Source organism: Solidesulfovibrio magneticus RS-1, assembly GCF_000010665.1.
In the GTDB taxonomy this organism is placed as follows: domain Bacteria; phylum Desulfobacterota; class Desulfovibrionia; order Desulfovibrionales; family Desulfovibrionaceae; genus Solidesulfovibrio; species Solidesulfovibrio magneticus.
Map to the genome: position 1 here is coordinate 3,882,410 of NC_012796.1, position 25,985 is coordinate 3,908,394.

At 61.2% G+C, this 25,985-nt stretch carries 35 protein-coding genes and 2 tRNA genes; 16 read left to right on the forward strand and 21 right to left on the reverse strand.

Annotated features, from left to right (window positions below; all coding sequences use genetic code 11):
• Positions 1–81 precede the first annotated feature (81 nt).
• Positions 82–188: transfer RNA gene (locus tag DMR_RS24635), tRNA-Phe, on the reverse strand.
• Positions 189–441: 253 nt separating this feature from the next.
• Between DMR_RS24635 and DMR_RS16250 the strand changes: the two genes are divergently transcribed.
• The 14 genes from DMR_RS16250 (at position 442) to DMR_RS16320 (ending at position 9,814) form a co-directional block, all read left to right on the forward strand.
• Positions 442–1,512: a tyrosine-type recombinase/integrase gene (locus DMR_RS16250; RefSeq protein ID WP_158304256.1), complete on the forward strand. Its 1,071-nt coding sequence runs from the start codon at positions 442–444 to the stop codon at positions 1,510–1,512.
• A gap of 364 nt (positions 1,513–1,876) precedes the next feature.
• The gene (locus DMR_RS16255) at positions 1,877–2,608 is read left to right on the forward strand and encodes a GSU2403 family nucleotidyltransferase fold protein (protein ID WP_232502816.1); all 732 of its coding nucleotides are present in this window, start codon (positions 1,877–1,879) and stop codon (positions 2,606–2,608) included.
• 18 nt (positions 2,609–2,626) lie between these two features.
• Positions 2,627–2,767: a hypothetical protein gene (locus tag DMR_RS25085; protein WP_015862085.1), complete on the forward strand. Its 141-nt coding sequence runs from the start codon at positions 2,627–2,629 to the stop codon at positions 2,765–2,767.
• A 257-nt stretch (positions 2,768–3,024) separates the two neighbouring features.
• On the forward strand, positions 3,025–3,288 hold the full coding sequence (locus DMR_RS16260; protein ID WP_015862086.1) for a hypothetical protein: 264 nt from the start codon (positions 3,025–3,027) through the stop codon (positions 3,286–3,288).
• 113 nt (positions 3,289–3,401) lie between these two features.
• On the forward strand, positions 3,402–4,298 hold the full coding sequence (locus DMR_RS16265) for a hypothetical protein (RefSeq protein WP_043600923.1): 897 nt from the start codon (positions 3,402–3,404) through the stop codon (positions 4,296–4,298).
• A 153-nt stretch (positions 4,299–4,451) separates the two neighbouring features.
• Positions 4,452–4,721 (forward strand): hypothetical protein, encoded by a 270-nt coding sequence (locus DMR_RS16270; RefSeq protein WP_148208460.1) that lies wholly within the window; start codon positions 4,452–4,454, stop codon positions 4,719–4,721.
• Positions 4,718–4,897 carry a hypothetical protein gene (locus tag DMR_RS16275; RefSeq protein WP_015862088.1) on the forward strand — a complete coding sequence of 60 codons (180 nt, stop codon included), beginning with the start codon at positions 4,718–4,720 and terminating at the stop codon, positions 4,895–4,897. The genes DMR_RS16270 and DMR_RS16275 overlap by 4 nt, the downstream gene beginning before the upstream one ends.
• Positions 4,894–5,118, forward strand: coding sequence for a hypothetical protein (locus DMR_RS16280; RefSeq protein WP_015862089.1), 225 nt, complete (start codon positions 4,894–4,896; stop codon positions 5,116–5,118). The genes DMR_RS16275 and DMR_RS16280 overlap by 4 nt, the downstream gene beginning before the upstream one ends.
• Positions 5,115–5,399: a helix-turn-helix domain-containing protein gene (locus tag DMR_RS16285; RefSeq protein WP_015862090.1), complete on the forward strand. Its 285-nt coding sequence runs from the start codon at positions 5,115–5,117 to the stop codon at positions 5,397–5,399. Before DMR_RS16280 ends, DMR_RS16285 begins: the two co-directional genes overlap by 4 nt.
• Positions 5,396–8,137, forward strand: coding sequence for an AAA family ATPase (locus DMR_RS22515; protein WP_015862091.1), 2,742 nt, complete (start codon positions 5,396–5,398; stop codon positions 8,135–8,137). The genes DMR_RS16285 and DMR_RS22515 overlap by 4 nt, the downstream gene beginning before the upstream one ends.
• Before the next feature lie 187 nt (positions 8,138–8,324).
• Complete coding sequence (locus tag DMR_RS16305; RefSeq protein ID WP_043600929.1) at positions 8,325–8,723, forward strand: hypothetical protein; 399 nt, start codon at positions 8,325–8,327, stop codon at positions 8,721–8,723.
• A 13-nt stretch (positions 8,724–8,736) separates the two neighbouring features.
• Positions 8,737–9,198 carry a DUF5681 domain-containing protein gene (locus tag DMR_RS16310; RefSeq protein ID WP_015862093.1) on the forward strand — a complete coding sequence of 154 codons (462 nt, stop codon included), beginning with the start codon at positions 8,737–8,739 and terminating at the stop codon, positions 9,196–9,198.
• Positions 9,195–9,494 carry a hypothetical protein gene (locus tag DMR_RS16315; RefSeq protein ID WP_043600930.1) on the forward strand — a complete coding sequence of 100 codons (300 nt, stop codon included), beginning with the start codon at positions 9,195–9,197 and terminating at the stop codon, positions 9,492–9,494. Before DMR_RS16310 ends, DMR_RS16315 begins: the two co-directional genes overlap by 4 nt.
• A 44-nt stretch (positions 9,495–9,538) precedes the next feature.
• A complete protein-coding gene (locus DMR_RS16320; RefSeq protein WP_015862094.1) occupies positions 9,539–9,814 on the forward strand; it encodes a hypothetical protein in 276 nt (91 codons plus the stop codon).
• Between the two features lie 1,436 nt (positions 9,815–11,250).
• Here DMR_RS16320 and DMR_RS16325 read toward each other — a convergent pair.
• From DMR_RS16325 to DMR_RS16335, 4 genes are all read right to left on the reverse strand, one after another.
• Complete coding sequence (locus DMR_RS16325) at positions 11,251–12,204, reverse strand: HNH endonuclease (RefSeq protein WP_015862095.1); 954 nt, start codon at positions 12,202–12,204, stop codon at positions 11,251–11,253.
• A gap of 125 nt (positions 12,205–12,329) precedes the next feature.
• On the reverse strand, positions 12,330–12,542 hold the full coding sequence (locus tag DMR_RS23725; protein ID WP_043600932.1) for a hypothetical protein: 213 nt from the start codon (positions 12,540–12,542) through the stop codon (positions 12,330–12,332).
• 85 nt (positions 12,543–12,627) lie between these two features.
• Positions 12,628–12,801, reverse strand: coding sequence for a hypothetical protein (locus DMR_RS25090; protein ID WP_015862097.1), 174 nt, complete (start codon positions 12,799–12,801; stop codon positions 12,628–12,630).
• A gap of 758 nt (positions 12,802–13,559) precedes the next feature.
• Entirely contained in the window at positions 13,560–13,742 is a 183-nt protein-coding gene (locus tag DMR_RS16335) for a hypothetical protein (RefSeq protein ID WP_015862098.1), read from the reverse strand.
• Between DMR_RS16335 and DMR_RS25430 the strand changes: the two genes are divergently transcribed.
• Positions 13,741–13,965 (forward strand): hypothetical protein, encoded by a 225-nt coding sequence (locus DMR_RS25430; RefSeq protein ID WP_043600935.1) that lies wholly within the window; start codon positions 13,741–13,743, stop codon positions 13,963–13,965. The genes DMR_RS16335 and DMR_RS25430 overlap by 2 nt on opposite strands.
• Positions 13,966–14,773: 808 nt before the next feature.
• Here the strand turns inward: DMR_RS25430 and DMR_RS16345 are convergent.
• The 6 genes from DMR_RS16345 to DMR_RS16365 all read right to left on the reverse strand — a co-directional run bounded on the left by DMR_RS16345 (position 14,774) and on the right by DMR_RS16365 (position 17,692).
• Positions 14,774–15,292: a phospholipase D family protein gene (locus DMR_RS16345; protein ID WP_015862099.1), complete on the reverse strand. Its 519-nt coding sequence runs from the start codon at positions 15,290–15,292 to the stop codon at positions 14,774–14,776.
• A gap of 9 nt (positions 15,293–15,301) precedes the next feature.
• Positions 15,302–15,580: a hypothetical protein gene (locus tag DMR_RS24645; protein ID WP_148208462.1), complete on the reverse strand. Its 279-nt coding sequence runs from the start codon at positions 15,578–15,580 to the stop codon at positions 15,302–15,304.
• Between the two features lie 59 nt (positions 15,581–15,639).
• Positions 15,640–15,960, reverse strand: a complete 321-nt coding sequence (locus tag DMR_RS16350; RefSeq protein ID WP_043600937.1) for a ComEA family DNA-binding protein — start codon at positions 15,958–15,960, stop codon at positions 15,640–15,642.
• Positions 15,961–15,994: 34 nt separating this feature from the next.
• A complete protein-coding gene (locus DMR_RS16355; protein ID WP_015862101.1) occupies positions 15,995–16,267 on the reverse strand; it encodes a hypothetical protein in 273 nt (90 codons plus the stop codon).
• Positions 16,268–16,292: 25 nt separating this feature from the next.
• Positions 16,293–16,766 (reverse strand): thermonuclease family protein, encoded by a 474-nt coding sequence (locus DMR_RS16360; protein WP_043600939.1) that lies wholly within the window; start codon positions 16,764–16,766, stop codon positions 16,293–16,295.
• An 850-nt stretch (positions 16,767–17,616) separates the two neighbouring features.
• Positions 17,617–17,692, reverse strand: a tRNA-Phe gene (locus DMR_RS16365).
• A gap of 145 nt (positions 17,693–17,837) precedes the next feature.
• Between DMR_RS16365 and DMR_RS16370 the strand changes: the two genes are divergently transcribed.
• The gene (locus DMR_RS16370; protein WP_015862102.1) at positions 17,838–18,272 is read left to right on the forward strand and encodes a hypothetical protein; all 435 of its coding nucleotides are present in this window, start codon (positions 17,838–17,840) and stop codon (positions 18,270–18,272) included.
• Between the two features lie 101 nt (positions 18,273–18,373).
• Here DMR_RS16370 and DMR_RS16375 read toward each other — a convergent pair whose 3' ends face one another.
• From DMR_RS16375 to DMR_RS16420, 10 genes are all read right to left on the reverse strand, one after another.
• Positions 18,374–18,775 carry a YraN family protein gene (locus DMR_RS16375; protein WP_015862103.1) on the reverse strand — a complete coding sequence of 134 codons (402 nt, stop codon included), beginning with the start codon at positions 18,773–18,775 and terminating at the stop codon, positions 18,374–18,376.
• 110 nt (positions 18,776–18,885) lie between these two features.
• The gene (locus tag DMR_RS16380) at positions 18,886–19,518 is read right to left on the reverse strand and encodes a ribonuclease HII (RefSeq protein WP_015862104.1); all 633 of its coding nucleotides are present in this window, start codon (positions 19,516–19,518) and stop codon (positions 18,886–18,888) included.
• A gap of 105 nt (positions 19,519–19,623) precedes the next feature.
• Positions 19,624–19,974: a 50S ribosomal protein L19 gene (gene rplS, locus DMR_RS16385; protein ID WP_015862105.1), complete on the reverse strand. Its 351-nt coding sequence runs from the start codon at positions 19,972–19,974 to the stop codon at positions 19,624–19,626.
• A 178-nt stretch (positions 19,975–20,152) separates the two neighbouring features.
• A complete protein-coding gene (gene trmD, locus DMR_RS16390; protein ID WP_015862106.1) occupies positions 20,153–21,430 on the reverse strand; it encodes a tRNA (guanosine(37)-N1)-methyltransferase TrmD in 1,278 nt (425 codons plus the stop codon).
• Between the two features lie 150 nt (positions 21,431–21,580).
• A complete protein-coding gene (gene rimM / locus DMR_RS16395; RefSeq protein WP_015862107.1) occupies positions 21,581–22,135 on the reverse strand; it encodes a ribosome maturation factor RimM in 555 nt (184 codons plus the stop codon).
• A gap of 46 nt (positions 22,136–22,181) precedes the next feature.
• On the reverse strand, positions 22,182–22,415 hold the full coding sequence (locus tag DMR_RS16400) for a KH domain-containing protein (protein WP_006922264.1): 234 nt from the start codon (positions 22,413–22,415) through the stop codon (positions 22,182–22,184).
• A gap of 141 nt (positions 22,416–22,556) precedes the next feature.
• Positions 22,557–22,796 carry a 30S ribosomal protein S16 gene (gene rpsP, locus DMR_RS16405; protein WP_006922265.1) on the reverse strand — a complete coding sequence of 80 codons (240 nt, stop codon included), beginning with the start codon at positions 22,794–22,796 and terminating at the stop codon, positions 22,557–22,559.
• A gap of 61 nt (positions 22,797–22,857) precedes the next feature.
• Positions 22,858–24,375, reverse strand: a complete 1,518-nt coding sequence (gene ffh, locus DMR_RS16410; RefSeq protein ID WP_015862108.1) for a signal recognition particle protein — start codon at positions 24,373–24,375, stop codon at positions 22,858–22,860.
• 163 nt (positions 24,376–24,538) lie between these two features.
• On the reverse strand, positions 24,539–24,832 hold the full coding sequence (locus DMR_RS16415) for an RNA recognition motif domain-containing protein (RefSeq protein ID WP_015862109.1): 294 nt from the start codon (positions 24,830–24,832) through the stop codon (positions 24,539–24,541).
• A 138-nt stretch (positions 24,833–24,970) separates the two neighbouring features.
• Positions 24,971–25,567: a YkgJ family cysteine cluster protein gene (locus DMR_RS16420; RefSeq protein ID WP_015862110.1), complete on the reverse strand. Its 597-nt coding sequence runs from the start codon at positions 25,565–25,567 to the stop codon at positions 24,971–24,973.
• Positions 25,568–25,985: the final 418 nt, after the last annotated feature.

The following is a 25,985-nucleotide window of genomic DNA, read 5'->3' on the forward strand; positions in this document are numbered from 1 at the left end:
AAACCGGGGTCATACGGGGGGCAACATGGCGCAGACAAAAGAAAAAGGGGCCAGCTTTTCAGCTAACCCCTTGATTTCTTATGGTGCCGAGGGAGAGAATTGAACTCCCGACACGGGGATTTTCAGTCCCCGATATATAGCTTCACTCCAGTTCACAAGAAGTCATGAAACCCTTGACTTACGACGGCTTAAGTCCCATCCTCTCTTCACTGGCATTCACTTGTCCATCCCTCGTTTCACTGCAAAAGGATGGATAGGGGATGGACAACTTTTCGGGGGATGGACATGGCGACGAAATGGCTTGGAACAAATTTCCCTGGTGTCCGGTTCCGCGAACATCCGACCCGCAAGCATGGTGTCCAGAAAGATAAGTATTTTGCCATCTATTATAAGGTGGACGGAAAGCGCCGGGAAGAATCGCTGGGATGGGCAAGCCAGGGCATGAGCGCCGCCAAGGCGTCCCAGGTGTTAGCCAAACTCAAGGAAGCCGCCAGGACCGGCGAGGGGGCTACCAGCCTTGCCGAAAAGCGCAAGTTGGCTGAAGCCAAGCGCGAGGAAGAGCGCCAGCAGGAAGAAGCCCGCGCCCGGGAAAACATCACCTTCGCGGACTACTGTGCCAACGACTACCTCCCTCTGGCCCGCGTCACGAAAAAGCCCGAGTCCATCCGCAAGACCGAAGAGCACGTCAAGAACTGGCTCGGCCCCGTAGTCGGTCGCCTGCCGCTCAAAAACATCCGCCAGATGCACATGCAGAAGGTGCTTTTGGCGATGGCAAACGCCGGCCGGTCACCCCGCTCCATCCAATACGTTTTCGCCACGTTCCGGGCCATCTGGAACCACGCCCGCAACAACGGCTTCGTCCAGGTTCAAAGCCCGACCAAAGGCGTGGCCCTGCCCAAGGTGAACAATGAGCGCAAGCGGTATCTGAGCCGGCCCGAGGCAGACGCCCTGCTGGCCGAACTCGCTACCCGCAGCCCGCAGACACATGACCTCGCCTTGCTGTCCCTGGACACTGGTATGCGCTTCTCTGAGGTCACGGGCCTGACCTGGGGGTGCGTGGACCTGGACAAGGGACGAATCGACATCCTCAACGCCAAGGGCGAAAAGGACCGCGCCATCCCCATGACCGCCAGGGTCAAGGAGCTTTTCGAGTCCATGACGCCGGGCGCGTCCAACGAACTGATTTTCAAGAGTCGCGTGGGCGGGCAGATAGGCAAAATCTCCAAGTCCTTCGACCTTGCCGTGGAAAAGCTTGGCCTGAACAAAGACGTGGACGATCCCAAGCAGATTTTCAGCTTCCATTGCCTGCGCCATACCTGTGCAAGCTGGCTCATCGAGGCCGGGACCGACCTCTATGTGGTGCAAAAGACCCTAGGGCACTCCACGCCCGTGGTCACGCAGCGCTACAGCCACGTTGCCGACGCCTCCATAGCCAACGCCTTTCGGGCCATGGAAGCCGACACGGCCAAGGCCCAGCCCGGCAAGAAGGTGATAAGCTTGGGTGATCGGTGACGCTGCCGCCTACCGCCAGAAATTGACTTTTCGCATTTACGGGCGGTAAACCTCTCCTGGGGAGAACAGCACTATGGCGCTAGTCATCAAGGGCATACTCGGGGAGAGCCGGGAGTATTACCGCAACCTCAAGCGGCAAAACGTCGGACGCCTCCTCATAAATCCAAGAGGCTCTCTATACCGCAAGAAGGAAGGGGAAAGCACCTTTGTCTATCTTCGGCGTCTAGAGAATGGAGCCACGCGGCATATCTACATCGGGCGGGAAGATTCACCCCATGCCGCCGTCACGACCCATGGCGTTGCCATGCACAGCAAGGCCGTAAGTGCTCTCCGTGAGGCCAAGGCCGGCATGAAGGAACTTGGGATGTCCAGCCAAGAAATCAAGACCGAAGATTATTTCCCCGTCGTCCAGGAGCTATTCCAAACCATGGCCGACGCCGGCTTGTGGGACGAAGGCATGACGCTGGTCGGCTCCTGGTGCTTCAAGGTCTATCAGAACTACTGCGGCGTGGAGTTCTTCCCGGAGCGAACCCTTGACGTGGATTTTGCTATGCGCCTCCCCTACCGAGGTAAGAAGGTCAACCTGGGCGACATGCTCAAGAGTCTTGGCTTCGAGGAGGTCATAAACCATGCGGATGGGACGGTTTTTTACCGTAGCGGCGAACTGTCCGTGGAGTTCCTCAAGGACCGGGTAGGCGACGGACGGGCACGCGGCGGCGTGTACGAAGCCGACATTGGCATTGCCCCGGTTGCCGTGCCCTACATGCGTGTCCTGCTGACCAACCCCATGGAGATCAAGGCCCGCGACCTCGGCCGGGTGGTGGTGCCGTCCATGGCCGCTTTCTTTCTCCACAAGCTGCTGGTGGCCTCGGAACGCCGGAAGGAAGACAAACGCGTCAAGGACTACCGACAAGTGGAAGCCATCGCCAAGGCCATCCTGGCCGATCCTGCCATGGTCGAAGACGTGCAGCGCATCGCGGGTGGCCTGCACAAGAAGTGGGTGAAGAAGCTTGTGACCTCGGCCATGAAGGGCGAAGCGATACTTGACGCCACAGGCGCGGTCTTGCGTCGGGCGGGAATCGTCGAGACGGCATAGCCCGGCAGGACCAAAACCATGGACCAATCCGACCTCCTGCAAGTCATCTATCTGGTGCTGCTCCTGGCGGTCATCGTCGCCATGCGATGGTGGCCGGGGCTGAATCATCGGAAGTTCGATTGGCGGCTGTTCAAGGGCGAAGATAAGCGAGATAAATAAGCAATTTCGCCATGCTGGGCAGACAGAAAGAGCAGCATGGCCGTATTGCCCGCAGGGCGGCGGCTGGCGCGTTTTTGTCCACAGGGTGCCCCGAACTATGGACCGAGGCCCAAAAGCCCTCCAGTGGGCAGCATGGAGCGTTGATTTTGAAGAAAAGGCCGTCGAATGGCGGCGGCCAGGAAATAAAGCGGCCCTGGCTTGGAGCAGCGCACACCTTGCCAGGGCCTGACCATCAACCGCACTATTGAGATGCGATCATGGCTGACCCGCGTTTACCGTTTAATCCTGCCGACGACAACCGAACCCTTCTCGCCGCCCTCAACCAGTTGGAGCGGGACATTGACGCCTTGCACAATCTCGGCGGCTTCCTGCTTTCCGCCGAGCGAGTCCGCACCAACGGCGCGGACTACGAAGAGCTTGGCAGCGTCGTGCGCGGCCTTGCCAGCGCGGCGGCAAACAGCTTCCAACGTGTTTGGGGCCTGACGGTTCCGCCAGTGCCCGTGAAGCCCGCCAGGGCGTAGGCTTTCGCATCTTCCCCGGCCAGCCCCCGCGCTGATCACGCGAGGGAAGCGGGCGGCAGTCCTCCCGCCGCCCCTGGCCGGGATCTTCCAGGGAGGCACCAGGGAGGAAAGATATGAACATTGAAGAACTGGAATCGCGCTTGGCCAAGGCCGATTATACTGACCTGGAAAGGTTCTTTGAGGAGACAAAACAACTCGGCTATGATGGGGTCTACGACCAAGAGAGGCTGCAACTTTTCAGCCGAATGGAAAATCTCTTTGTTGATCGCGCTAAAGCCCTTACTACCGACGCTGGTGTAGACGACGAAACGAAGAGCCGCCTTCGCCATTTGATTATATTAATCCGGGTTTGGGTAGAGCAGAATCGCGGCTTTGAACCTGTTTCGCGATTGTCTCCAGAGGAGGGTACACATTTTTCGACCGCGTGGGATGAGGCTGTCCTGCCTTCCATTAAAAAGAAATTGGCTGTTCTCGAAGCATATGAACCGAAGAATGATCTGCAAGCCCTTGAGCGCCGAGCTGACGAAATCGAGATATGGAAAGGTCAGCTAGAGGATATATTAACACGCCGTGGCGAGGTTGTGGCTTGTCCTGAGCAAAATACAGGTAGCCAGAACGCCTCCGCAAGCGTGCCTGACAGTTCAACTGGCAATAGTGTTATTGCGGCTAAGGCCGCAGCATGGGAAGAAATCAGCATCATTTTCGTCAATGACCTTGCTATTGAAATTCACTGCGGAGGGAAAATAACAAACAAGACTTTTGATGAAATCGGGTTCTCCGACGGAAGGCGGAAAGATGAGCCGAATATGTCATGGCTCTTGCTCAAACAATTTGCCAACAAACGCGGCGAACTTCTTCCGGTCAAGGACATCAGCAAGAATGTTTCAGTCCTCCGTAAGGCGATAAAGTCTATTTTTCCCCACCTCCCGGGCGATCCTATTGAGTACAACCAAGGACGCCGAGCGTACATCGCCGCTTTCGCCGCAAGCAGCCGCATTGCCCCCGAGTAGGCCGCCGAATTTTCGGCCGAAAGTTCGGTTTCTTCAAAAACAGTTTTCTCCAGCATTGGCGGGTTCTTGCTTCGCCATATTTTCTGTTTTCCGCGATTCCCGCTGAATTTTCACCGGTAAGGGCATCAACCTTTTTGAAGGAGTCTGATGCCCATGGAAAACACCGTCCTCTCAATCAACTGGGGTGAAATCCTCCCCCGAGAAACCGGCCTCTTCTTTCGGCATCGCTGGCCCGAGTATGCCACCCGGTACGGCCTGCCCTTTTCGCGGGGGACTCTTCAGAACCTCGACAGCGAAGGCCGCGGCCCCGAAGCTGTCGTGGTCGCCGGCAAGGTCGCCTACCATCGCGAATCGCTGGTGGAGTTTCTGAACGCGCTGCCGGTCACCCGCCCGTCCAAGAAACGCGTGGGGGCGGCTGCGTGAAATTGCAAAAGCAGAGCGCCGCTGGCCCGGGTAAGGTCACGGCGGCGCTCAAGAACAGCATCGGCAACTTCGTCAGCTATGTCGAAATGAGCATAGCTATCTGCCTGCCCATCGTCAACGTCACTCCCTGGGCGATTCTGACCGTGGCCCTGGTGGCCCAGGAGGTGGCGCGATGAACCACCTCGCAAACGCACGGGCCGCCGCAGTCCTGGACCTGATCATCGCCGCCGGCGGGCTGACCCTCGACGGCTACGGCATGGGCCGCCTGCGCTTCGACGCCGGCGCTACCTCCCGCCAAGTGGAAGACATCATCGAGCGCTTGGCTGCTGACGGCCTGATCGTGGTCGAGGCCAAGGCCGGCCGCGTCACGGTGGAGCCGGCTGGAGGTGCGCGATGAGCCAAGAAGTCTACCTCGCCAACCCCATCGCGCCGGGAGCCGAGCAAACGCTAGAAACGCTGTTTTTACTCGAAACCTTCGGGGCCTTGACCACAGCGGAACTGCAAAAGTTCGGAATCGCCGCCCCGCAAGCCCGTGTCCATGACCTGCGCCACAAACACGGCTTCTTGGAGCGCATCAAGACCGAGATGGTCATGGTGCCGCACCATGACGGAAAGATTCACAGGCTAGGCCGCTATGTCCTCGTGGCGGCTACGGATGGCCTTGGAGGTGCGGCATGATCGTTAAAACCCACACTGCGGTCTTCCGCTCCACCGTTCCCGGCCGCCTGTCCAAACGGTTCGACAAATCACCGGACGGGGGGCTTGAGAAACAGCCCGGTGGGCAACTGGTCCAGGGAACCTACCAACCCATCGCCGTCGAGGGGCCTGCTGCCATGGTAGACTTGCTCGGCAAGCTGCAAGGAAGCGATGCCATGTGCTTCGGGACAGCCGGCGGCGGCAAGCGGCCCATCTACAGCCGGGACGCCGCGCCTGACGCCGATGCCCTGACGCGGACTAAGGACCGCTTCGACTGGCCCGAAGGCCCGGGCGTCATGCTTCTGGACAACGACATCGACCCGCGCCCCGGGGCGCTCCAGTTCGACATGGACGGCTTCCGCGCCGCCTTGCTGCGAGCCTGCCCGGGGCTTGGCGAAGCGCCTGCGGTCTTTGCGCATAGCGCGTCGAGCTTCATCTACGACACCGACACGGATCGCTGCTTAAAGGGCGAAGGCGGCCACCACGCCTACGTGTTCGTGAAGGACGCCAGGGACATCCCCCGCGCAGGGAAAGTCTTGGCGGATCGCATCTGGCTCGCTGGCCTTGGCTACTGCATCGTCGGCAAGGACGGCAAAATCCTCGACCGCTGCTTGATCGACACGTCGGTATGGCAGCCGTCGCGGCTGTGCTTCAGCGCCGGTGCGTCTTGCGGGGGCGGGCTTGAGCAGCGCCGCCCCCAGCCGGCGGTCATCAACCCCGACGCCACGCCGCTGGACACGAAAGCCCGGCTGCCCGAATTGAGCGCTGAGGAGAAGACCGAGGTGGCCCGACTCAAGGCCGAGGCCCGCAAGGAGGTCGAGGCGGAGGCGGCCGAGGTCAGAAGGCTGTATGTCGCGTCCCGGATCGCCGAGTACCGGGCGCGTCCAGGAGCGGCGTCAGAAGAGGACGTGCCCGACGCGGTGCTCGAACGGCAATTCCGCCGGGCGGTCGAAGATAACGAGCTGTTCTCGGACTTCCTCCTCCACTGCCAGGGCGGCGACACCATAACCGTGGGGGAGGTTCTTCGGGACCGGGAGAAGTGGGATGGTGCCCGCTTCTGCCATCCGACCGAGCCGACTTACGGCAATGACGACCGCATCGCCTGGGCGGACCTGCGCCCTGGGCGTCCGCCGACCATACACAGCTTCGCCCATGGCGGGTGCGTTTTCCGGCTCTTCCCGTACCAAGAGATTGCCCGGCTTCAGGACGGGGGACTGCCGGCTGTCGTCGAGCAAGCTGAACGGGTGCTCGCCAGGGATGGCGAAACCTTCCAGCGTGCCGGATTGTTGGTGCGCGTTGTCGGCGGCATGGCGGTTCAGCTCAAACCCTCTGTTCTCCGGAACAGCCTCGAGAAGCTGCTCCGGTTCGAAAAATGGAGCGGCACACACAAGAGGTACGTGGCCAAGGACTGCCCCGACGAGGTTTCCCGCCGGTTAATAGAAGGGCATGGCACATGGCGATACGTCCAGGAGCTTCATGGCGTCGTGCGCGGACCTATCCTGCGGCCGGACGGCACGGCCTTGGCGAGCGCCGGGCATGATGAAGCGACTGGATTGTTGATCACCGGGGATGACCAGGAGTGGCCGACCATTCCGGCGAAGCCGACGCGGGACCAAGTGCGGACTGCACTGGCGGAACTGCTCGAGCCTTTTGGGCTTTACAAATTCGCCAGCCCGTTGGACGCGGCGGCGTGCCTGTGCCTGCTGTTGACCGCCGTGCAACGCCCGATCCTGCCGACCGCGCCGGGCTTTATCGTCGAGGCTTCCACCCCAGGGACCGGCAAAACCAAGCTGGCCCAAGCCGTTGGCTGGCTTGGAGGCGCGGCAGTCCCGGCGTCCCCGTGGGCTGACAATGCCGAAGAGCAGCGAAAAAACCTCGTCGCGGCGCTGCGCGGGGCCCCCCATACGCTGCTCTTTGACAACATAGACCGGCCCCTCGGAGGGGCGGCTCTCGCCGCCGTCTTGACCGGCAGCACTTTCGAGGACCGGCTGCTCGGCGCGTCGGACAGGGTGACCGTACCGACGAACACCGTCCTCATCTTCAGCGCGAATAATCCGGAAGTCTTGGACGACGTGAACCGCAGGCTACTGCGTATCAGGATTGAGCCCGGCTGCGAGAACCCGCATGAGCGACCTTTTCCGTTCGATCCTGTGGCGCGAGTGCGTGAAAGGTGGCTTGCGCTGCGTGTTGCCGCGTTGACGGTCATGCGGGGCTTTTACGCAGCCGGAGCCCCGCGACAGGAGGGCAAGGCAGTCGGCTCTTACGAAGAATGGGACAACATGATCAGGCAATGCGTCTGCTGGATCAATAACGATGGGCTTTGTGAATGGGGCCTCGACGACCCGGCCAAGTGCATCGAAGCAAATTGGGCGGCCGATGCGGGAACCCGGCGGCTCGGGACTGTTTTGAAGGCCTGCCGCGTCCTCTTTGGCGACGCCTCGTTCAAGGCGAGCGACATCATTAGTCCCACGGGCTCGTTCGATAGCGACGAAGCGGCGGAGACCGGAGAGACAACTGCAGACGAGGAAGCCGTAGAAGCAAAAAAGGCGCTTCATGCAGTCCTTCCCGAAATCGCTGCGGACATAAAGGGTGGGATCAACACGAAGCGTCTGGGGAAATGGCTGGGACGGAGCAGGGGGCGCATCGTCGAGGGCCTACGCTTTGAGTCTAGCGGGGTTTTGGACGGTTCGCAGGTCTGGGCGGTCAGACGCGCCGCGTGATCGCGAGAGGGGTTTAAGGGGTTTAAGGGGTTTGGTCCCTACGAGAAAAAGTAAAAACAAAATATGGTTTATGAAAAGAGGGAGGAAACTAACCCCTGAAATCCCTGAAACCCCTTGGCCCCACCATATGCTTCCAACGCCATGCCGCCGCCTCAATTGGCGCGGCCAGATAGGAGAAAAAATCTAAATGTGCAGCACGATAGCCGAAGCCAACCGCATTGAGCGCGACCATGCCCCTACCGGCTTCCGCGTTTTCTCGATGGCTGACCTCTTCGCCAACAAGCCCAAGGGCGACGGCCTGCCGCCCTGGAACGGCGGCGCGGTTGCCTGGGACGAACTCGTGACCATGGAGCCGCAGCTGAAAGCCATGTGGGACGCGATCCGGCTGCTCCGCAGCCCGAAGCGCCCAGCGTCTTTTTGCGCGAATCGTATCTGGTACGACGTGTTCAAGCCCCGCTTGACACAACTGGTTGGCTGGTCCTGTCCCCGTAAGAACCCGGCTTTGCGGTCGTCCAAGGCCTGGGACACGGCCTACCGCAAACTTTACGACGCGCTGCCCGACTGCCCGGACTGCGGCTGCTTTTAAGGAGGTATCTAAAATGCCTGACAAAACACCGACCACAAACAAGCGCAAGCCGCCCGCTAACGCATGGGAGCCCGGCCAGAGCGGCAACCCCAAAGGCCGCCCGCTGGGCAGCCGCAACAAGGCCACCATCCTGGCCCAGGAGATGATCGACGGGCGCGGCAAGGAGTTGGTCGAAACGGCCTTAAACCTCGCCCTGAGCGGCGACACGAGCCTTATGCGCTGTCTGCTGGCCCGACTGGTCCCCGAGCGCAAGGACGCGCCGATCCGGGTAGACCTGCCCACGGTGGAGAGCGTGGCGGACCTGCCCAAGATCACGGCGGCGCTGTTGGCCGGCGTCGGCACTGGCACCGTGACGCCGAGCGAGGCCACGGCCATCGCCAACTTGGTCGAGGCCCACCGCCGGGCGTCCGAGCTTGGCGATGTCGAGCAGCGTCTTGCGGCTATCGAGGAACGCCTGTTGGGAGGGAAGAAATGAGCGCCACCATCATGCGCCGACTTGCCGCCGTTGAGGCCGCCGCCAACCCCAAGGCCGAGCGCCTGGGCAACGGCCTTGTGGTCGATATGCAGGACGGGCGCTGGTTCGGCGGCCAGGGCTTCCACGACAGCGAGGAAGCGGCCTGCCGCGCGGCCGACTCTTCGGTCGTCATCATCGTCACGCCGCCTCTCTCGCGCACCGGGGTCTTGTCTGCGCTGTTCAACGCCGATTCGGGCGTGAGCCCGGAAGTCCAGGCAGAGCTTTTCGGGGAAGCCGAGGGCGCAGCCCCACATTAACCGCCCGCTGCCCAAGCTGGGAGAAAACCGCCTTGGAGGTAACCATGGCTACACGTCTGGAACAACGATTGACCGCAATTGAGGCCGCCTCCAAGCCCCGCACCGACCGCTGGGGCGTAGACTGTCTCTTTGGTACGAAGGACGGCCGTTGGTACGCCGCCGGGGCGTTGCATGATTCAAGGGAAGCCGCCCTTGCCGCCGTGAGGGCAGACGTGCTGCTCATGCTCAACGGACCGATCAGCCCGGAAGGCTTCATCGCCGCGCTCATCAAGTGCAACGACGTGCGCCCCGAAGTCCTGGACCAGCTTTTTGCGGATTGAAACTGCGCCCGCCCGCGCCGAGGCCCCGTCCGCGCCGCACTGGCCGGGCGTCGGCCAAAGCAGAGATCGGAGATGACCCGCACAGGCACACAGCGAGCAAAAGAAAGGGGTGCCCACGAAAATGGACGCCCCTTTCTTTAACTATTCACGGACTGATTATTGCTGCTACTTCGTTGTCTTGCCAGTTGATATGCTCAATAAATTCCCTTCTATATCCAGATTGTACCTCACCGTCTTAAAACAATATCTCGGAGAATTGTCGCTGTACGAACGGTAAATGGTCCCTCCGCAAGCGTGTACAAAATCTGATCGGTCGTCGTCGGAGAATGTTACAAGAGCTATATTTGTTCCCGAGCATTTCAAGCAACTTGGTTTAGACTTTCTCTTCTCTTTAAATTCATTGCCAAACGCATCATCGCCAAAGTCTTCGATTTTAGTGAGACTATTGCAATCAAAGCACCAGCCAAGGGCTGGGTACGATTCGATCGTCGCGCCGTCTCCCAGTTGATAAACCAGCGAGAACGGCATGGGCAGCGTTATTCCTCTGTAGTCGCAGCCGTCGCACTGATAGCGGGGGAGTGGCCAAGACATTACGGGCCTCCATGGCAAATGGGGTTGGCAGCGCCAGGGTGAACACGGTCGCCTTCTTGATACCAAGCCCGGGGCGACCGTCAAGGACGCGCTCCGTGCTCCCCCGGTCCAGACAACAGCCCGCCAGGGGTGTCGGCGCTACCTACCCCCTTCGCGACCTGTTTTACCCGGCCCCCGGTGGCCTGATCCTCTACCCGCCCGACCCCTTCTTTTCCAAAACCTCCGATTCCGGAGGTTTGGCCAACGTCGCGCCCCAGCCGCACGCTCCAGATTGCCCCAGGCTGGGTTTTTCGCCCGCGCCCCATAGTTTGCATCGCCTCGACGGCGAAAACGCAACCTCGGGCCATTTTGACGCCATATCGACCATTCGTGGCACTTGTGGCGTCTCAAAACCCTTTTCATGCTCCGGAACCGGGCACGAAATAGCGTCGGCGATGCCGACGGTAATCCTACAGCCCGGAATCGTTGCTGGGCAAAGTTCAAGATTCTGAACATTGGAGGGTGTCCATGGACATGGGCGCCCTCACACCCTAAGCTCGACCTTGCCGGGCGCTTGTGCGGCCCGGCTGGGCTTGGCCAAGGGGCCGGGCATTGGCCAGACCCCTGGCTGGTGTCGGAGATGCCGACGCCAGCGCCGGCCCTTTCGCAGACGCAGGTCAGCGCGACCGGGCCAGTTATGGGTTCAGAAACGTGAACTCAAAAAGGTCTGAAACAGGACCGTAATCCGCGCCACAGCCGGCAAGGCTACTGGGCCACGTCCAGACAGTGGGTAACTTCTGAAAACGGGGAAATCTATTCCGGCTACTACATCGATCATCCCTAAGGTGTTAACTTCCTGGAAATCGCTATAGGAAGACGTTGGCACGATGGTAAGCAAGGTAGTCTGCCTGTTTCTTGGAGAACCGCCCGACATTGAGAAGTTGCCCAGAGTCAATGCCAAGCCTCATTAGTTGATCTGCTGCGATGCGAGCAGAGACCAGTAGGTCGCCGTTGTCATTGAATCCGATCAGTCCTCTGTCAAAGAGGTGGTCAATGGTAGGGGTCAAAAGTAACCCGTTGTAGCCATCTAGACGCTCCTCATTAGATGCACAGGAACGCCATGGTTTAATGTGGCTCGCTTTAAGCAGTTTACTATCTGTGACACCAGTTATCCTACACCCAGGCTCGATAGACTCCAAGTTTTTCCTGAATCTTCCTTGCCCCTTGCGAGCCTTTACCAGGGCCTCCTTCTCGGTACTGTCGATTGAAGTGCTGATACGGATAATCTTCTCAATTGCATCATCTACACGTTGAATAGGGCCATCATCTTCAACTTGCCCTGCTGCAGCTTCTTTAACCTGCGGAGCTAAGTCGCCTATTTGCCGCATGAGAACATCGGCCATGCTATCTGGCACAAGGGTAAGGTAGACCCCCTGCAGGCCATCTCCCGTATCTTTTTGGATGGGTGAGTACCGACCTGGTAAGTGTGGACGAAGTTCGTTGATGAGTTCCTTTGGCCGAAAAGGATTTGGTATCTTTGTCCATTTAACAGGGACGATCCACCCGTCTATATTCCAGGACTCTCCAGTAGAACCAAACTCATCTGGCTTTGGGCAAGACGCAGCAACTGCGGTGGCGATACCTAGATGTTGAATACGTGTGCTATAGTAGGAAAAGACGATGTCGCCAACCTGGATTTGCCGCATGGTATTGTAGAAGTAATTATTTCTACCGTCCTTTTTATACTTTGGAGACCAAAGATATCCACCTAATATCTCATGCTCGGCAGTTTGATTTTGGTTAACCCACCAGTATGTCATAGCCCCCCCTGCTTGGCCGACTCTATTTATCTTACTTCATGGATCTTAAGGCTTCAACCGAGTCCAAGTAAACAGTTAAGTAATCTAGTCGATTCACTCAGAACTGCTGTTAAAAACCAAGGGCTTCACAACCAACGACAAGGCTCCTGGGCCACGTCCAGATATTCGCCGACCAGCGCCAGCATGTCGTGCCAGGACGGCGCGTCCATGCCGCGCTGCCGCAGTTCCCGGGCGTGGTCCTCAAGGCCGGCTTTCCGCAGGGCGACGACGGCGGCAAGGTGCAGGTCGTACATGCTGGCGAACTGGCCGGGGCGCATGGGGAAGGTGGGCTTGGTCATGGTCGGGACCACCGCTTGCGGGCCATGACGGCCAAGCCGATCAGCATGACGATGCCCTGGCAGAGGCAGGCAAATGCCCGGCGCATCAATGCCATTGTGTCCGGTCGAGCAGGCCACGCCGACTGAGCTCACCTGCCTTGTGCCGGTCAAAGCGGAAGTCGCCGTGGACGCTACCTGGCTGGTGCTTGGCCTTCAAGACGAAGATCGGCACCAGGGCCATGACGGCCACGGCCAGGGCGGCGGTGATGATCCATTCCATGGAGGTGGCTGGTAGCAGGCAGGGACCGGGCTTGTCATCCTGCCAGGGTATGAAAACCCCGACCGACGCGGAGGGCAGCCACGCCGGCCGGGGGCACTTCTTACGACAACGACGAGGGGCGAAATAGCACGAGCTTGCGGATCGCGTCCATGGGGTTGGCGCGGACTCTCAGCCTTCGCCCCACAGATCAATAAACCGGCGGGCGCGGCGGTGGCGGCGGCCCCATGGGCACGCACTCCCCAAAGCGCCAAGCCATGTACGGCGGGCAAAGCGGCGGCACACGAGGGTCATTCGGCCAGCACCCACGTGGGCCCTCCCAGTGGTAGCCCATCGGGCAAGGCGGTGGACCACCCGGCCCAGGACCATAGCCAGGACCAGGAAAAGGTTGTGCAAGCCCCAAGCTTGCTGAGGAGCACACGATTGCAACCGACGCCAGGATCATCATGAAGACGCTGCGCGGCATGAGCGAACCCCCTTGCTGGTTGAGATGGTGACGCTACCCTATGAGCACTTCCACAAAAGTCATGATGTGCCGCACAGAGTCCTCGTCTGTTGTGGCGGACATCAACCTCGAATTTAACTCCATAGCGTTCGAATAATCGCCAGAGGCAAGTAATGCGTCCAGGGCATCGGACGCCAGCTGGTTCACATTTGATCCGTCAGCGACGCGCACAACGGTTTTTTCCATGCTTGCGACGGTATCATATTGTCGAGGAGTCGCAAGGATGAGTTTGGATTTTGCCTGGACCTCGGCCCTATCAATGCCACTTGGTCCGGTCGATCAAGCCGCGCTTGTCCAACTCCCCTTCCTTGTAGCCGTCAAAGTCGAAACGCCCGGCCACCGGTGGCGACCTCCTGCGCTTGGCTCGAAGGATCGTGACGGTCACAGCCGCGCCGAGGACGATTCCGGCGATGATGACGCCCATGCTGAAGAGGTCCATGCAGCTATCCTCGAATGACGATGTCCAGGTCAACGTACTCGGCCACCAGCAGGAGCAAGGACCGCCAGCACGTCACGCCATGGCCACGGCGCAGCAGTTCCCGCGCCTGGGCGTTTTGCCCAGCCCGGCGAAGGACGGCAGCAGCCGCAAGGAGAAAACGCCGTTCGCGTTGGTCAGCATGAAGGCGGATCGCCAGAACTGGTTTGGTCATGCTCCACGGTAGCAGGGCCGCGCTGTCATCGCCACCGTTGGGGAATAAAAACCCCGACCGACGCGGAGGGCAGCCACGCCGGCCGGGGGCACTTCTTACAACAACGACGTGACCAGGATAGCATGGGCCTGCGGATCGCGTCCATGGGCCGTGCCACCTTGGTTCAGCGTACGTGCGTCCTCATCCTGGAGAAGCCTTCCGGGCAGATGGCGAAATGAATTTTTCGTAACTGGATTGGCAGAACGCTGCAATGTATTAAGCTGAGAAAATCTTACGTCAATCCGAGTGCTCTATGCCAGTAATTAAACACGAGACATGTTCACATTGTAACAAACCAGCTTGGCATGAACAAGCCTGCTTTCATGACTTAGGTGACACATGTTGGATTTGTCGGGCTTGCGGAAATAGGCGAGAAGGTAAGCGCATATCTTTAGGCGAGAGACACGCAAGACCCCTCGGAAAAATACAAACTCGCAACGCATCATGTCCAGTTGAAATCATCAATATACACAATGAAGGCGCTAAACTGGAGATAGTAGAAGGCGGAAGCCTTCCTGTGCTGCCTTATGAACTAGTTTTGTTCAATGCAAAGCTACAGCCTTCAGGGCCACTTGGTGAATTTCGAAAAGCGAATGTTCGATGGATTGAAGGAGATACCATGGGAATATCCTTCAACACGCCTCTTTTTGAGTCTCCTGAAGAACTTGTTTGCGTCATCAAGCATTGAAAGTGTCTATCCAAAGCCGGCGGGCGAGAAGAGCCAAGGCGACTGCGGTCGTTGAACAAAAAATTGAGCTGAGGTCCGTGGCTGGCGACGTTTTCAATACCCCTCCGAATGGCCTTGGTGGCGCTCCCAATTCTCCATATAGAGCCGCGCCAGTCCCTTATCCTTGATGACGAGAAGATTTTCCGCGTTCTTCTCCTCGGCGGCCTTCGTAAAGTTGAAACTCCCCGTCACCACCGTCTGGCCGTCAATCACCATCACCTTGTTGTGGGCGATCGCATGGGTTGCGTCGATATAGACCGGGATGCCCTCGTTTCTCAGGAACGTGGCCCCCGTGTACGTAGCCTTTCGCTGGCTCTTGTCCAGGATCGCTTCAACCTTCACCCCGCGCTTGGCCGCGTCCACCAGGGCTTTGGCAATCGGGGCGCTCGTGAAGCTGTAGGCCTGGACGTAGACGCTCTCCTTGGCCTGTCCGAGGGCGTCAACGATAGCCTGTTGACCGCCGCCCTTGGGGGAGAAGTAGACGCTGACGGGCGTGTCCTTCAGTGACAGGTCGTAGGCATAAGCCTCTGAACAGGCAAGAAGCAGACAGAACGTGATTAAAAGCCTTTTCACAGTACCCGCCTAAAATTTATATGTGCCAGCGTTCGGCATCAGGCCCCCGCCGACACCATCCTTGTTGTTGCCAAGGGTTTGGTCCAGCATAGGCTTGAGATTGCTAAGTCCGCTGTCGTCTTTATCGGGTTTGTTGCTGCCGTAGCTAAGTCGTGGGGATGATTTATACCCCGACTTGTTTGAAGGCTGCGTGCTTTCCTTGGGGGCCTTGGAATCTGGTGCGTCCCCGGCAAAAGAAACACCTGAAAGCAGCAAAAGACCTACGGCTAATAGCATGGCGTTCTTCACAAAAACCTCCGTCGGGATCACTTAGGGGTTAGCACGCGCCAACCCCTGGCCATGAAGTGCTACTTCTGCTTGGCGATGATCATATCCTTAATCTTGTCGTAGGTCGCGCCAGGGATGATCTTCTTGGACACAAGCTGATCTTTCTTGGCGTAGGGGCGGCCTTCGATGATCTTCTTGGAGTAGGCGTCGCCAATTCCGGGCAGGGTTTTCAATTCCTCTTCGGTTGCCGAGTTAAGGTCAATCAGCGCGGCCTTGGCGGCAGGAGTTTCGACCTTTGCCGGGGCCGACGTGGCAGTGGTCGTCTTTTGCCCAGCAACAACAGGTTGCGCGAACAGACAAAGTGCCAGCAGTACGAGAGCGAGCAAGGAAATCCGTTTCATGGATGCCTCCTGGTTGGGGTTCATGTCATTCCCTCTACTTCAAATTGTGCTGCGCCCGATAGGTCTTGACCATCTGGTCGGTTACGTCCTTGGGGAAGCAAAGCGGGGAGCGACCACCGGGCCGACCGTAGGCACTTCGGCCACCGCAGCTTCGGCCATTCTTCATGGTGTTGTACGGGCACGGGCAGTTGCCGGGGTAAGACTGGATCGACTCCTTGATGATGAGGTCGCGGACCTCGGCGTCAGTCGCGGCAAAGGAGAAGGCGGGGATGATTACCAAGGCGAGGATCAGAAGCATTCTCTTCATATCTGCGCGCCGATGGTTATTGGCCCTATGGTGCCCACAATCCCTTCTTTTCATCTCGACATTGAAGTTCCCAGGCCTGCCAGCCGACGCATTCAGGCGTCCAACGATCCCGACAAAGGCGCATTTTCACCGTGGCGAGGCAGGCCCGCGTGAGCACGTCGGCGATGTCCTCCTGACCGACAATTACCCGGGCGACCGGTTCCCCATCCTTACCGAGCCCCATGGGGAGCACCTCGGCCACGTCTCCCCACTGATGACACCATGAGGTCGTCCGCTTCATGGCATCGTCCCCTCCGGGTTGACCAGGGGCGGGCACGCGGATGGCGTAGAGCTTCACGCGCTCGACCTGGCCGTCAGGCCTGGCAATGTCGAGGGTTGCGCCATCCACCACTTGCACCACCTTACCCTGCCAGGAGTCGGTGGCAGTGGCTCTCCCAGGGGAGAACAGGACCACGAAGACCGCCAGGGCAACAAGAACCCCACCGTCACAGAATCGCATACCCATCTCGCCTACCCATCGCTTGAGTGCAAAGACTATGTGGCCGTTTATGCCCAGCCCAGGGCGGCATGGCAACGGCTTATTGGCCCTGGAAAGCCGAGGGCCGTAGCGCCTCCCTTTGCAAAAAAGGCGCGGCGAAAACGGAGAAACGTCAACTATAAGAAATGAGGGTGGCGGGGCCACATTTGACCGGGATGGTTCAATGTTGCGTTTTCGTAAGATTGAGAATGAGCAGGATCATGCCCTTATGCCGGGGTACACCAAAACCTCCGATTTCGGAGGGTTTGCCGCCACCAAGATAAAAAGTGGGATTTCCCACCTTTTTTGCGACTGCCAGGATAATGCAGCCCGGGACTGCATTTCGGTGCCCGCAATCTTGCGGAGGCTGACCCGGCAGAACGAAAACACACATACCTGTGCTCTCCACAATTGACGATATATCGTCAAACATCTCTTGTGGCCTCTAGTTCCTGCTGGCTGGCTTTTTGTGGCAAATGTGACCATTGGCCCACTTGCAGGAATAAAGTCGCCCGGTGAGCCACCAGAAACGCCGGCCTAAACCAGTCCAAGGAACAAAGAGACCACCTCGTGGCTGGGGGAGGGCTGGCGGTCGTGGTCGGGACTGAGCACAATTTTATGCCGAGTGGGCCGTGGGTAAGCACGGCTGGGCGAGGGGAGGAGTGAATTGTCGGTCAACCCGCGATGGGGCGCTTCCCATCCCCGTGGGCCTGGGCTATTTTCACCTCACTTCATTCCCTTGCATAATAAAAGGATGGACAGGAGATGGACAACCATGACGCACACAAAAGAAAAAGGGGCCAGCTTTTTCAGCTAACCCCTTGATTTCTTATGGTGCCGAGGGAGAGAATTGAACTCCCGACACGGGGATTTTCAGTCCCCTGCTCTACCGACTGAGCTACCTCGGCAGCGGCGAGAAGGGATATCTAGCCAAACCCGCCGGGCTTGGCAACAACTTTTTTGAGGTTCCCATGAAAACCAATGATTTTATTTTCTCACTGATCGGGCTATCTACCTACCTGCTCGTGCTGTTCTACCTCTAGGAGAAACGACATGTCCGAACTTGCCGCCTTCATCGACTCGTGGACCGACGATCCAAACGGCGTCAAAAAGGCTTTTGTGCGCCTCAAGACCGTGCTCGAAAGCCTCCAGGGCGCCACCGTCAACTTCGTCCCCCGCCCGCCCGCGAGCTACAGCCTGCGCGCCGAACCCCATCGCGGCCGCCCGGTCATCACCATGGTCGACGTGGCCACCCTTGACGGCGAACGGTTCCTGTCGGTGTGCTTCTACGCCGACACCATCACCGACCCCGAGGAGCGCGGCGACCTCATCCCCGGGGGCCTGCTCTCCCAGGACGGCTACTGCTTCGACCTCGACTCCGGCGAAGCCGACGACGTGGCCTACATCGAAGCCCGCATCATCGAAGCCGCCAACGCCTTCTCCCTGCCCGAGGACAGCCCCTGCGGCGAGGTCGACGAGGAAGACTAGCGCCGTCTCCCGCCTTTGGCCGACGCCGGCCGCACAATACGGATCACCGGGGACCGCGTCCCGAACATGCGCAAGCGCTTGCGCAAGGGACGCGGCCCCTGTCACCAGGGCTGAAACAAGCCGCCGGCCGGGCCGGCGTCCTCAAGACTGAAGGCGTCGGCCACATGACTGGCCGTCAGGTGGCCGCTTCGGCTCTCCACGGCCACCACGTCAAACCGGCACGGCCGGTCCCACCAGTCGCGCTCGGACAAAAACTGCGCCGCCGCCCGCACAATGCGCCGCCGCTTGGCCGGGGTGACGGCCTCCTCGGGCCGACCGCGCATCCCCTCCCCGCGCGCCTTGACCTCCACGAAGACCACGGTGTCGCCGTCGCGGCACACCAGATCCACTTCGCCCCCGCGCGCCCGGTAATTGCGTGTCACAACGGCAAAGCCCTTGGCGATGAGATGCGCCTCGGCGGCGGCTTCGCCTTCGCGGCCGAATTCGAGATGCTTGGCGGTCATGGATGGCGCTCCGGGAGGGTCCGTGCCCTGACCGCCCCGCCGTAGTCGGGTAAGAAAGCAGCGCCAAACCCATCCCGTGAGAAAAAACGCGGGCGGGCGGCCATGGCGGCCTACAGCCCCGGCAGGCCGAGCTGGCGCGGCGTCTTGTCCGGCAGCACGCCCCGGAAGGTCAGGCGGTGGATGGAGCAAGGCCCCAGGCGGCGCAGGGCGTCCAGATGGACGGCCACGCCGTAGCCCTTGTGGGCGGCGAAACCGTAACCGGGATGGCGGCGGTCGTAGAGGTCAAGAAGCCGGTCGCGGGCGGTCTTGGCCAGGATGGAGGCGGCGGATATGGCCGGGACGCTGGCATCCCCGCCGATGACGCATTCCTGGCGCAGGCGGCCGGCCAGAAGGCCCAGGTACGCCTCGGGAATAATCTTGTTGCCGTCGATGCAGGCCAGCCCGGGAAACAGGCGCAAATGGGCCAGGGCCTTGGCCATGGCCGCGAAGGTGGCTTGCAGGATGTTGATGCGGTCGATTTCGCCCGGCCAGACAAAGGCCACAGCCCAGGCCAGGGCTTGGGCCTTGATGGCCGGGGCCAGGGCCTCGCGTTTGGCAGGGGTGAGCTTCTTGGAATCGGTCAGGCCCGGCAGCTCGTAGATCTCGGGCAGGATGACCGCGCCGGCGGCCACCGGTCCGGCCAGACAACCGCGCCCGGCCTCGTCCACGCCGGCCACGAGCCGGCCTTGCGCGGTTTCAGTCATGGCCGCAAGCGCCAAAAGCCGCGCCTGCCCGCGTCCCCAAGGACGCCGGGCAGGCCGCGGCCGAGAGATGGAACCCCAAGGGGACCACGGCGGATCGCCGCAAGCTTAATCCCAAGCGGTGCGGGTCTTGATGCGGGCAGCCTTGCCGCGCAGGGCGCGCAGGTAGTACAGGCGGCTGCGGCGGACCTTGCCCTGGGCAACCACTTCGATGCGCTCGATAAACGGCGAGTGCATGGGGAACACGCGCTCCACGCCCACGCCGTCGGAAACCTTGCGCACGGTGAAGGTGGAGTCCACCCCGCCCTTGCGCAGGCGCAGCACCGCGCCCTGGAAGACCTGGATGCGCTCTTTTTCACCCTCGATGATGCGCAGGTGCACCTTGATGGTGTCGCCGGGACGGAAGGCCGGGATGTCCATACGCATTTGTTCGCGTTCAAGCTGGTCAATCACGTTCATAACGCTTTCTCCTCGGATAAAGCCGCAAGCGCCCCGCGCCGTCCGGCCTTGGAATGTCGTTGTCTCGCCGCCGCGACGCCCTTGGCGCCGCGCCCTCGAAGCCCGGCCTCCGGACTTCGACGCTTACTCCCAAAATTTTTCCTTAACAATACTGGCGTATGATTAAGGGAACGCCCCACTACAGGGCATCGCCGATCAGCCTATCAATCAAGATGCCGGCCGCGGCCCGCACCGACAGGTGGTTGTAGTCCGAAAACGGCCGGATCGCCGGCAACACCCCGTCGGCTCGGTCCAGCACGTCCTCGGCCAGGCCATGGCCCGTGCCCAGGACAACCAGCATGGGACGCGCCGCCATCAACTCCCGCGCCGCCGCAAAGGACAGTGTGGCCGGCCCCCGGGCGCTGGTGGCGACCAGGGCCGCCGGCCGGCCATGCTCGGCCGACACCGCCGCCAGGGCCGCGTCCAGGGTCTCGTGCAGCCGCACCAGGGACAGGGCCTCGGCCCGGTCCGGATTGGAGCGCGCGCCAGGGCCGGCCCGCCAATGCTCCACGATGCGCCCGGCCAGGGCGAGCTGGTCGCGAAGCGGGGTCACCACCTCGAACCCGCCCAGACCGTAGGTACGGGAAACGCGCGCTATATCGTGGACGTCGAGATTTGTCAAAGACACTGTGCCGACGGAGCCGTCCTTGAGGAGCACCGGGCCGTGGACGAGGCCGATATGGCAGTTGCGGCCGGACCGGCGGCGCGGCCTGCCCTTTAAAAAATCGGCGTCTTCGGGGGACAGCGGCGTGACGTCAAAAAGATCCGGCCGGTGGGCCAGGGTGGTTTCCAACGAGCGCTGCCGACGCCAGGCCGCGATGGCGGCATGGTTGCCGGTGAGCAGTTCCGGAGGCACGGGCAGCCCTTCGAAGACCTCGGGCCGGGTGTAGTGCGGATATTCCAGCAGGCCGGTGGAAAAGCTCTCCTCGTCGGCCGAGGCGTCCTTGCCCATGAAGCCCGGCACCAGCCGCGACACGGCCTCCATGAGGCAGGCGGCGGCGGATTCGCCGCCCGAGAGCACGAAATCGCCCACGGACACGGGGGTCACGTCGAAAAGATCGAAAATGCGGGCGTCGATGCCTTCGTAGCGGCCGCACAGCAGCGTCAGGCTTGGCTCCTGGGCCAGATCGGCGGCCATGGCCTGGGTGAGCGGCTGGCCGGCCGGCGAGAGCATGAGGATTTTCCCCGGCGCGGGCAGGGCGCGCAGGGCCGCGACCATGGTCGGCAGGCCCATGACCATGCCCGGGCCGCCGCCGTAGGGCCGGTCGTCCACGGTGTGGTGGCGGTCGACGGCATAGTCGCGGGGGTTGACGCGCGCCACGGCAACGACGCCCGCCTCCACCGCCTTGGCCATGAGCCCGCAGGAGAGGAAGGAATCGAAAAATTCCGGGAAGATCGTCAACACGTTAAACTGCATTTTCTCTCATCCGAGCGCGTTGCCCAGACCGCGCCCATTCTACCGCCCCCAATCGGGGGGTCCGGGGGGATCATCCCCCCGGCGGGTCCAGGGCAGCGCCCTGGCCGGGTCTGGGGCGGCGCCCCAGCGGGGTCCGGGGCAGCGCCCCGGCTACTCGTCCACGAGGTAGATGTCGAGCAGCCCCGGGGGCGGGTCGATGGTGACGACGCCAGCGTCGAGGTCGACGTCCGGCACGAAGTCGTCGGTGGCGGGAAAGAGGATCTCGCGGCCCTTGGCGTCGCGGATGACCCAGATTTCCGGTCCGCCGTAATCGCGGACGTCCTCGATGACGCCGAGGTCGGGATCGGTTGGCGCGGCGTCGGCCAAGCGCACCCGCAGGCCGGGCAGGTCGTGAAGAAACACCTCGTCCTCGGCGGCCGCGACGAGCCTGTCGGCCGGCACGCAGATGGCCAGCCCACGCAGGGCATCGGCGGCGGTGCGGTCCGGGACGTTGTCCAGGGTGATGAGGATGCGGTCCTGGTGGGGCCGGGCGGCGCGCACCACATAGTCCCTGCCGCGCCCGGGGTCCGACGGCGGCGACAAGCGCAGGGTCGAACCTCGGGCGAAGTAGGTTGGGGAATCGGCGTGGCTGTCCACGACGAGTTCTCCCCGGACGCCGTGGGGGCGGGCGACCACCCCCACGATGATGTATTTGCTTGCGGCCATGGACCGTCTGCCTTGGTTGCGGCGCGGGCCGTGCGCGCCGGCCGGGTTATTCGAGGATTTCCAGGACGGAGCGCTTGCGGGCCTTGGTGGAGGCCGCGCCGAGGATGGTGCGCATGGCCCGGGCCGTGCGGCCCTGCTTGCCGATGACCTTGCCGAGATCTTCCTTGGCCACCTTGAGTTCGATGACCGAGGTCTGCTCGCCTTCAATCTCCGACACGTGCACCTGGTCCGGATTATCCACCAACGATTTCGCCACGTATTCGATCAAGTCCTTCAACATACGCACCTCCTGAGGGTAACCGTCAGAGCAAGCGAAGGACTTCCGCTTCCGAGTCCGCACATCTCCCGGCTATCGGGAGGGGAGCGGCGGCGTCGCGGCTTGCCGGCCGGACCGGCCCGGCGGTCACCCGCCGGCTTGCGCCTAGACGCCCGCCTTCTGGAGCAGGGCGCGCACGGTATCCGTGGGCTCGGCGCCGCGCGCCAGCCAGGCCCGTACTTTATCACCATCCACTTTTATCTCGGCCGGGTCAACCATGGGGTTGTAATAGCCCAGGTATTCCAGGGCGCGGCCGTCGCGGCGGGTTTCGGAATTCATGGCGACAATGCGGTAGAACGGGCGCTTCTTGCAACCCATGCGGGTCAGGCGCAGTTTCATGGCCATAACGTGTCTCCCCTTTATGTGGTGGACGATTTGCTGTTGTGGAAGCCCGCGAACCTTGCGGTCAGCGTTTTTTCCGTTTTTTCCGTTGTTCTTTCTTCTTCTTGGCGGCGGCCCGGGCGCTTTCGATGGCGGCTCGGCTCGGCGCGGGCGCGCCGCCCATGCCCGGCGGCATTCCGGGCATTGAACCCATGCCGCCCATGCCGGGCATTCCCGGCATCCCGCCCGGGGGCATTCCGGGCATCTTCATCCCAGGCGGCATCTTGGGCATGGAGGGCATCCCCTTGCCGCCCATCATGCGCTGCATCATCTTCTGCATCTGGGTGAAATTTTTCAGCAACTGGCTGACTTCCAGGACCGTCACGCCCGAACCCTTGGCAATGCGTTCCCGGCGGCTGGTGTTGATCAGCTTGGGATTGTCGCGTTCGGCCTTGGTCATGGAGTTGATGATGGCCTCGACCCGGGCCATCTCCTTTTCCGGCATCTGCACGTCGCCAAGCTGCTTGCGGACCTGGGACATGCCGGGGATGAGCTTTAATAGCCCTTCCAGGGATCCAAGCTTTTTGATGCGGCGCATCTGGGTGCGGAAGTCTTCCAGGGTGAACTGGGCCTTGCGCAGCTTGCGCTCCATCTCGGCCGCTTCCTCGGCGTCGACGTCGGTCTGGGCCTTCTCGATGAGCGTGAGGATGTCGCCCATGCCCAGGATGCGCGAGGCGGCCCGGTCGGGATAGAACAGCTCCAGGTCGGAGACTTTCTCGCCCGTGCCCACGAGCTTGATGGGCTTGCCCGTGACCTGGCGCACGGACAGGGCCGCGCCGCCCCGGGCGTCGCCGTCCATCTTGGTCAGGACCACGCCGGTGATGTCCAGGCGCTCGTTGAAGGCGGCGGCCACGGTGACGGCGTCCTGGCCGGTCATGGCGTCGGCCACGAACAGGATTTCCCCGGGGGCGCAGCCGGCCTTGATGGCGGCCAGCTCGTCCATGAGGGCTTCGTCGATGTGCAGGCGGCCGGCGGTGTCCAGCAGCACCACGTCGTGGCCGGTGCGCTTGGCCTCGGCCAGGGCGGCGGCGCAGATGTCCACCGGGTTCTGGTCCGGGGTGGACGGATAGGCCTCGATGTCGAGCTGGGAAGCGAGCTTATGGAGCTGGTCGATGGCCGCCGGACGGTAGACGTCGGCCGGGACCAGATAGGGCTTGCGCTTGAATTCGCGGCGCAGTTTCAGGGCCAGCTTGGCGCAGGTGGTGGTCTTGCCCGAGCCTTGCAGGCCCACGACCATGATGACGGCCGGCGAACCGGACAGGTCGAGGTCGGTGGCCTGTCCGCCGAGAATCTCGATGAGTTCCTCGTGGACGATTTTCACGACCTGCTGGCCGGGATTGAGGCTCTTGAGCACGTCCTGGCCGACGGCCCGCTCCCGGACGCGTTCAACGAAGTCCTTGACGACCTTGAAATTGACGTCGGCCTCGAGCAAAGCCAAACGCACTTCGCGCAACGCGGTCTGGACGTTCTCCTCGGTCAGCCGGGCCTGGCCCCTGATCTTGCGGAAAACGTCTTCGAGTCTGTCTGTAAGGCTGTCGAACATGGTCCTGGCGCACCTCGGTAAAGGGCAAAGTTTGACTTGATAACGGCAAGCGGTCCAGACGTCAAGAGGCCGCCGGGACCGGCCCGGCGGCTGGAAAAAAAAGCCCCGTCCGGCGAGCGGACGGGGCCATGGCGTCTTTTAGTCGATGCCGGGCGTCCGAGGACTACCAGCTGTTGCGACGAGGACGGTCGTTGTAGCCGCCGGCGCGGGGCTGGCGCTCTTCGGCCTCGTTGACCCGCAGGTCGCGGCCGCCAAAAGCCTTGCCGTTGAGGCCCTGCATGGCGGCGTCGGCGCCGTCGTCACCCATTTCCACAAAACCGAAGCCGCGCAGACGGCCGGTTTCACGGTCCACGATCAGCTTGACCGAGGACACATCGCCGTAGGCGGCGAACAGGTCGCGGATTTCGTCTTCGTTGGTGGAAAAGGGCAGATTGCCGACATAGAGTTTCTTGGACATCGCGTTGCGCTCCAGAGATTTCGGGCTAACTCTTCAAAGGTCGTCGGGAGCTTGCAAACACGCAGGTCCTCGGAGACTGGGAAAAAGACTTAGCCAACAATGTAAGATGGCGACACCTACGCATGGGGCGCACCGCTGTCAATGATTATTTCCGCAAAGCGCCGCGCCAAGCCCCTGCCAGTCGAGCTGCTGCAACAACCGGGTGTCGCGCAGCACCAATCGGTTTTGCAGCGCCGCCTCCCTGGCGTCGCTGTCCGTGACCCCGTAAAAGGGCAACAGCACAGTAAAAGCCTGCAATTGGGCGATGCGCGGCAGCGGCAAAACGTCCTGAGGCCGCGTCACATCGGGACGCTCCCCCGCCAGACAGGGCGAGCCAAAAACAATGTATTCCCGGCAAGCCAGAGGCCGCAGCGGATACACCGCGCAGACGCCATCCACAAGAAACGGACAAGGCTCCTGGCGTTGCGCTAAAAGCGCCCGCCCCACCGCCAACGCCATGTCGCCGCGCAGATGGCTCAGGGCAAACCACCGCAGCCCCAGGATTTCAATGGTGGAGATCGGAATGAGCTGGCTGCAGCAGGCATGGCATCCGGCATGGCAACTCGGCGTGCGCCCAGAGGCCGCAACTCCCCGGGCAACTCCCCGGTCGAGAATGGAGCAGGCCTCGATCAGCGCCGTAAGCCAGGGCAGGCGCGGAGCGGCTTCACGCACCCGCCGAAACGACAGCACAGGCATAGTGCAACCACCCTACGTCACCACACAACAAAGTCAATGCCGCAGTTCGACAACACTTCACATGAAAAGGAGTGTTACACTGCAACAAAACGACAACGTATCGGCGGCATGAGAAAAGTACACTTTACGAACAGTCTGCTACACCGGGACGGAATCGTAAGCTGGCGACAAATACACAGCGCTGCACCCCGCAAAACCAGGCCCCATACCGACAAGCCTATGAAAACCTGTTTCACGCGCACGTAAAAAATCGGTGCGCATCTGCCGGCAGCCGACAAGCCCGCAGTTCACCGCGGCGGCGACACGGTGTGTCGGCGCTTTCCTTGCGTCTGTCCCTACAAAGAAGACTGAAAAATTTCTCGATATGCGGCTGACGACAGGCGATGGACACAAAAAAGGGGCTTTCGCCCCTTTGTCA

Bases quoted from the DNA above. Each gene is read 5' to 3' on its own strand.
- DMR_RS16250 (WP_158304256.1), top strand. From the start codon at position 442: ATGAGCGCCGCCAAGGCGTCCCAGGTGTTAGCCAAACTCAAGGAAGCC.
- DMR_RS16255 (WP_232502816.1), top strand. From the start codon at position 1,877: ATGTCCAGCCAAGAAATCAAGACCGAAGATTATTTCCCCGTCGTCCAG.
- DMR_RS25085 (WP_015862085.1), top strand. From the start codon at position 2,627: ATGGACCAATCCGACCTCCTGCAAGTCATCTATCTGGTGCTGCTCCTG.
- DMR_RS16260 (WP_015862086.1), top strand. From the start codon at position 3,025: ATGGCTGACCCGCGTTTACCGTTTAATCCTGCCGACGACAACCGAACC.
- DMR_RS16265 (WP_043600923.1), top strand. From the start codon at position 3,402: ATGAACATTGAAGAACTGGAATCGCGCTTGGCCAAGGCCGATTATACT.
- DMR_RS16270 (WP_148208460.1), top strand. From the start codon at position 4,452: ATGGAAAACACCGTCCTCTCAATCAACTGGGGTGAAATCCTCCCCCGA.
- DMR_RS16280 (WP_015862089.1), top strand. From the start codon at position 4,894: ATGAACCACCTCGCAAACGCACGGGCCGCCGCAGTCCTGGACCTGATC.
- DMR_RS16285 (WP_015862090.1), top strand. From the start codon at position 5,115: ATGAGCCAAGAAGTCTACCTCGCCAACCCCATCGCGCCGGGAGCCGAG.
- DMR_RS22515 (WP_015862091.1), top strand. From the start codon at position 5,396: ATGATCGTTAAAACCCACACTGCGGTCTTCCGCTCCACCGTTCCCGGC.
- DMR_RS16305 (WP_043600929.1), top strand. From the start codon at position 8,325: ATGTGCAGCACGATAGCCGAAGCCAACCGCATTGAGCGCGACCATGCC.
- DMR_RS16310 (WP_015862093.1), top strand. From the start codon at position 8,737: ATGCCTGACAAAACACCGACCACAAACAAGCGCAAGCCGCCCGCTAAC.
- DMR_RS16315 (WP_043600930.1), top strand. From the start codon at position 9,195: ATGAGCGCCACCATCATGCGCCGACTTGCCGCCGTTGAGGCCGCCGCC.
- DMR_RS16320 (WP_015862094.1), top strand. From the start codon at position 9,539: ATGGCTACACGTCTGGAACAACGATTGACCGCAATTGAGGCCGCCTCC.
- DMR_RS16325 (WP_015862095.1), bottom strand. From the start codon at position 12,204: ATGACATACTGGTGGGTTAACCAAAATCAAACTGCCGAGCATGAGATA.
- DMR_RS23725 (WP_043600932.1), bottom strand. From the start codon at position 12,542: ATGACCAAGCCCACCTTCCCCATGCGCCCCGGCCAGTTCGCCAGCATG.
- DMR_RS25090 (WP_015862097.1), bottom strand. From the start codon at position 12,801: ATGGAATGGATCATCACCGCCGCCCTGGCCGTGGCCGTCATGGCCCTG.
- DMR_RS25430 (WP_043600935.1), top strand. From the start codon at position 13,741: ATGCAGCTATCCTCGAATGACGATGTCCAGGTCAACGTACTCGGCCAC.
- DMR_RS16335 (WP_015862098.1), bottom strand. From the start codon at position 13,742: ATGGACCTCTTCAGCATGGGCGTCATCATCGCCGGAATCGTCCTCGGC.
- DMR_RS16350 (WP_043600937.1), bottom strand. From the start codon at position 15,960: ATGAAACGGATTTCCTTGCTCGCTCTCGTACTGCTGGCACTTTGTCTG.
- DMR_RS16355 (WP_015862101.1), bottom strand. From the start codon at position 16,267: ATGAAGAGAATGCTTCTGATCCTCGCCTTGGTAATCATCCCCGCCTTC.
- DMR_RS16360 (WP_043600939.1), bottom strand. From the start codon at position 16,766: ATGCGATTCTGTGACGGTGGGGTTCTTGTTGCCCTGGCGGTCTTCGTG.
- DMR_RS16370 (WP_015862102.1), top strand. From the start codon at position 17,838: ATGTCCGAACTTGCCGCCTTCATCGACTCGTGGACCGACGATCCAAAC.
- DMR_RS16375 (WP_015862103.1), bottom strand. From the start codon at position 18,775: ATGACCGCCAAGCATCTCGAATTCGGCCGCGAAGGCGAAGCCGCCGCC.
- DMR_RS16380 (WP_015862104.1), bottom strand. From the start codon at position 19,518: ATGACTGAAACCGCGCAAGGCCGGCTCGTGGCCGGCGTGGACGAGGCC.
- rplS (WP_015862105.1), bottom strand. From the start codon at position 19,974: ATGAACGTGATTGACCAGCTTGAACGCGAACAAATGCGTATGGACATC.
- trmD (WP_015862106.1), bottom strand. From the start codon at position 21,430: ATGCAGTTTAACGTGTTGACGATCTTCCCGGAATTTTTCGATTCCTTC.
- rimM (WP_015862107.1), bottom strand. From the start codon at position 22,135: ATGGCCGCAAGCAAATACATCATCGTGGGGGTGGTCGCCCGCCCCCAC.
- DMR_RS16400 (WP_006922264.1), bottom strand. From the start codon at position 22,415: ATGTTGAAGGACTTGATCGAATACGTGGCGAAATCGTTGGTGGATAAT.
- rpsP (WP_006922265.1), bottom strand. From the start codon at position 22,796: ATGGCCATGAAACTGCGCCTGACCCGCATGGGTTGCAAGAAGCGCCCG.
- ffh (WP_015862108.1), bottom strand. From the start codon at position 24,375: ATGTTCGACAGCCTTACAGACAGACTCGAAGACGTTTTCCGCAAGATC.
- DMR_RS16415 (WP_015862109.1), bottom strand. From the start codon at position 24,832: ATGTCCAAGAAACTCTATGTCGGCAATCTGCCCTTTTCCACCAACGAA.
- DMR_RS16420 (WP_015862110.1), bottom strand. From the start codon at position 25,567: ATGCCTGTGCTGTCGTTTCGGCGGGTGCGTGAAGCCGCTCCGCGCCTG.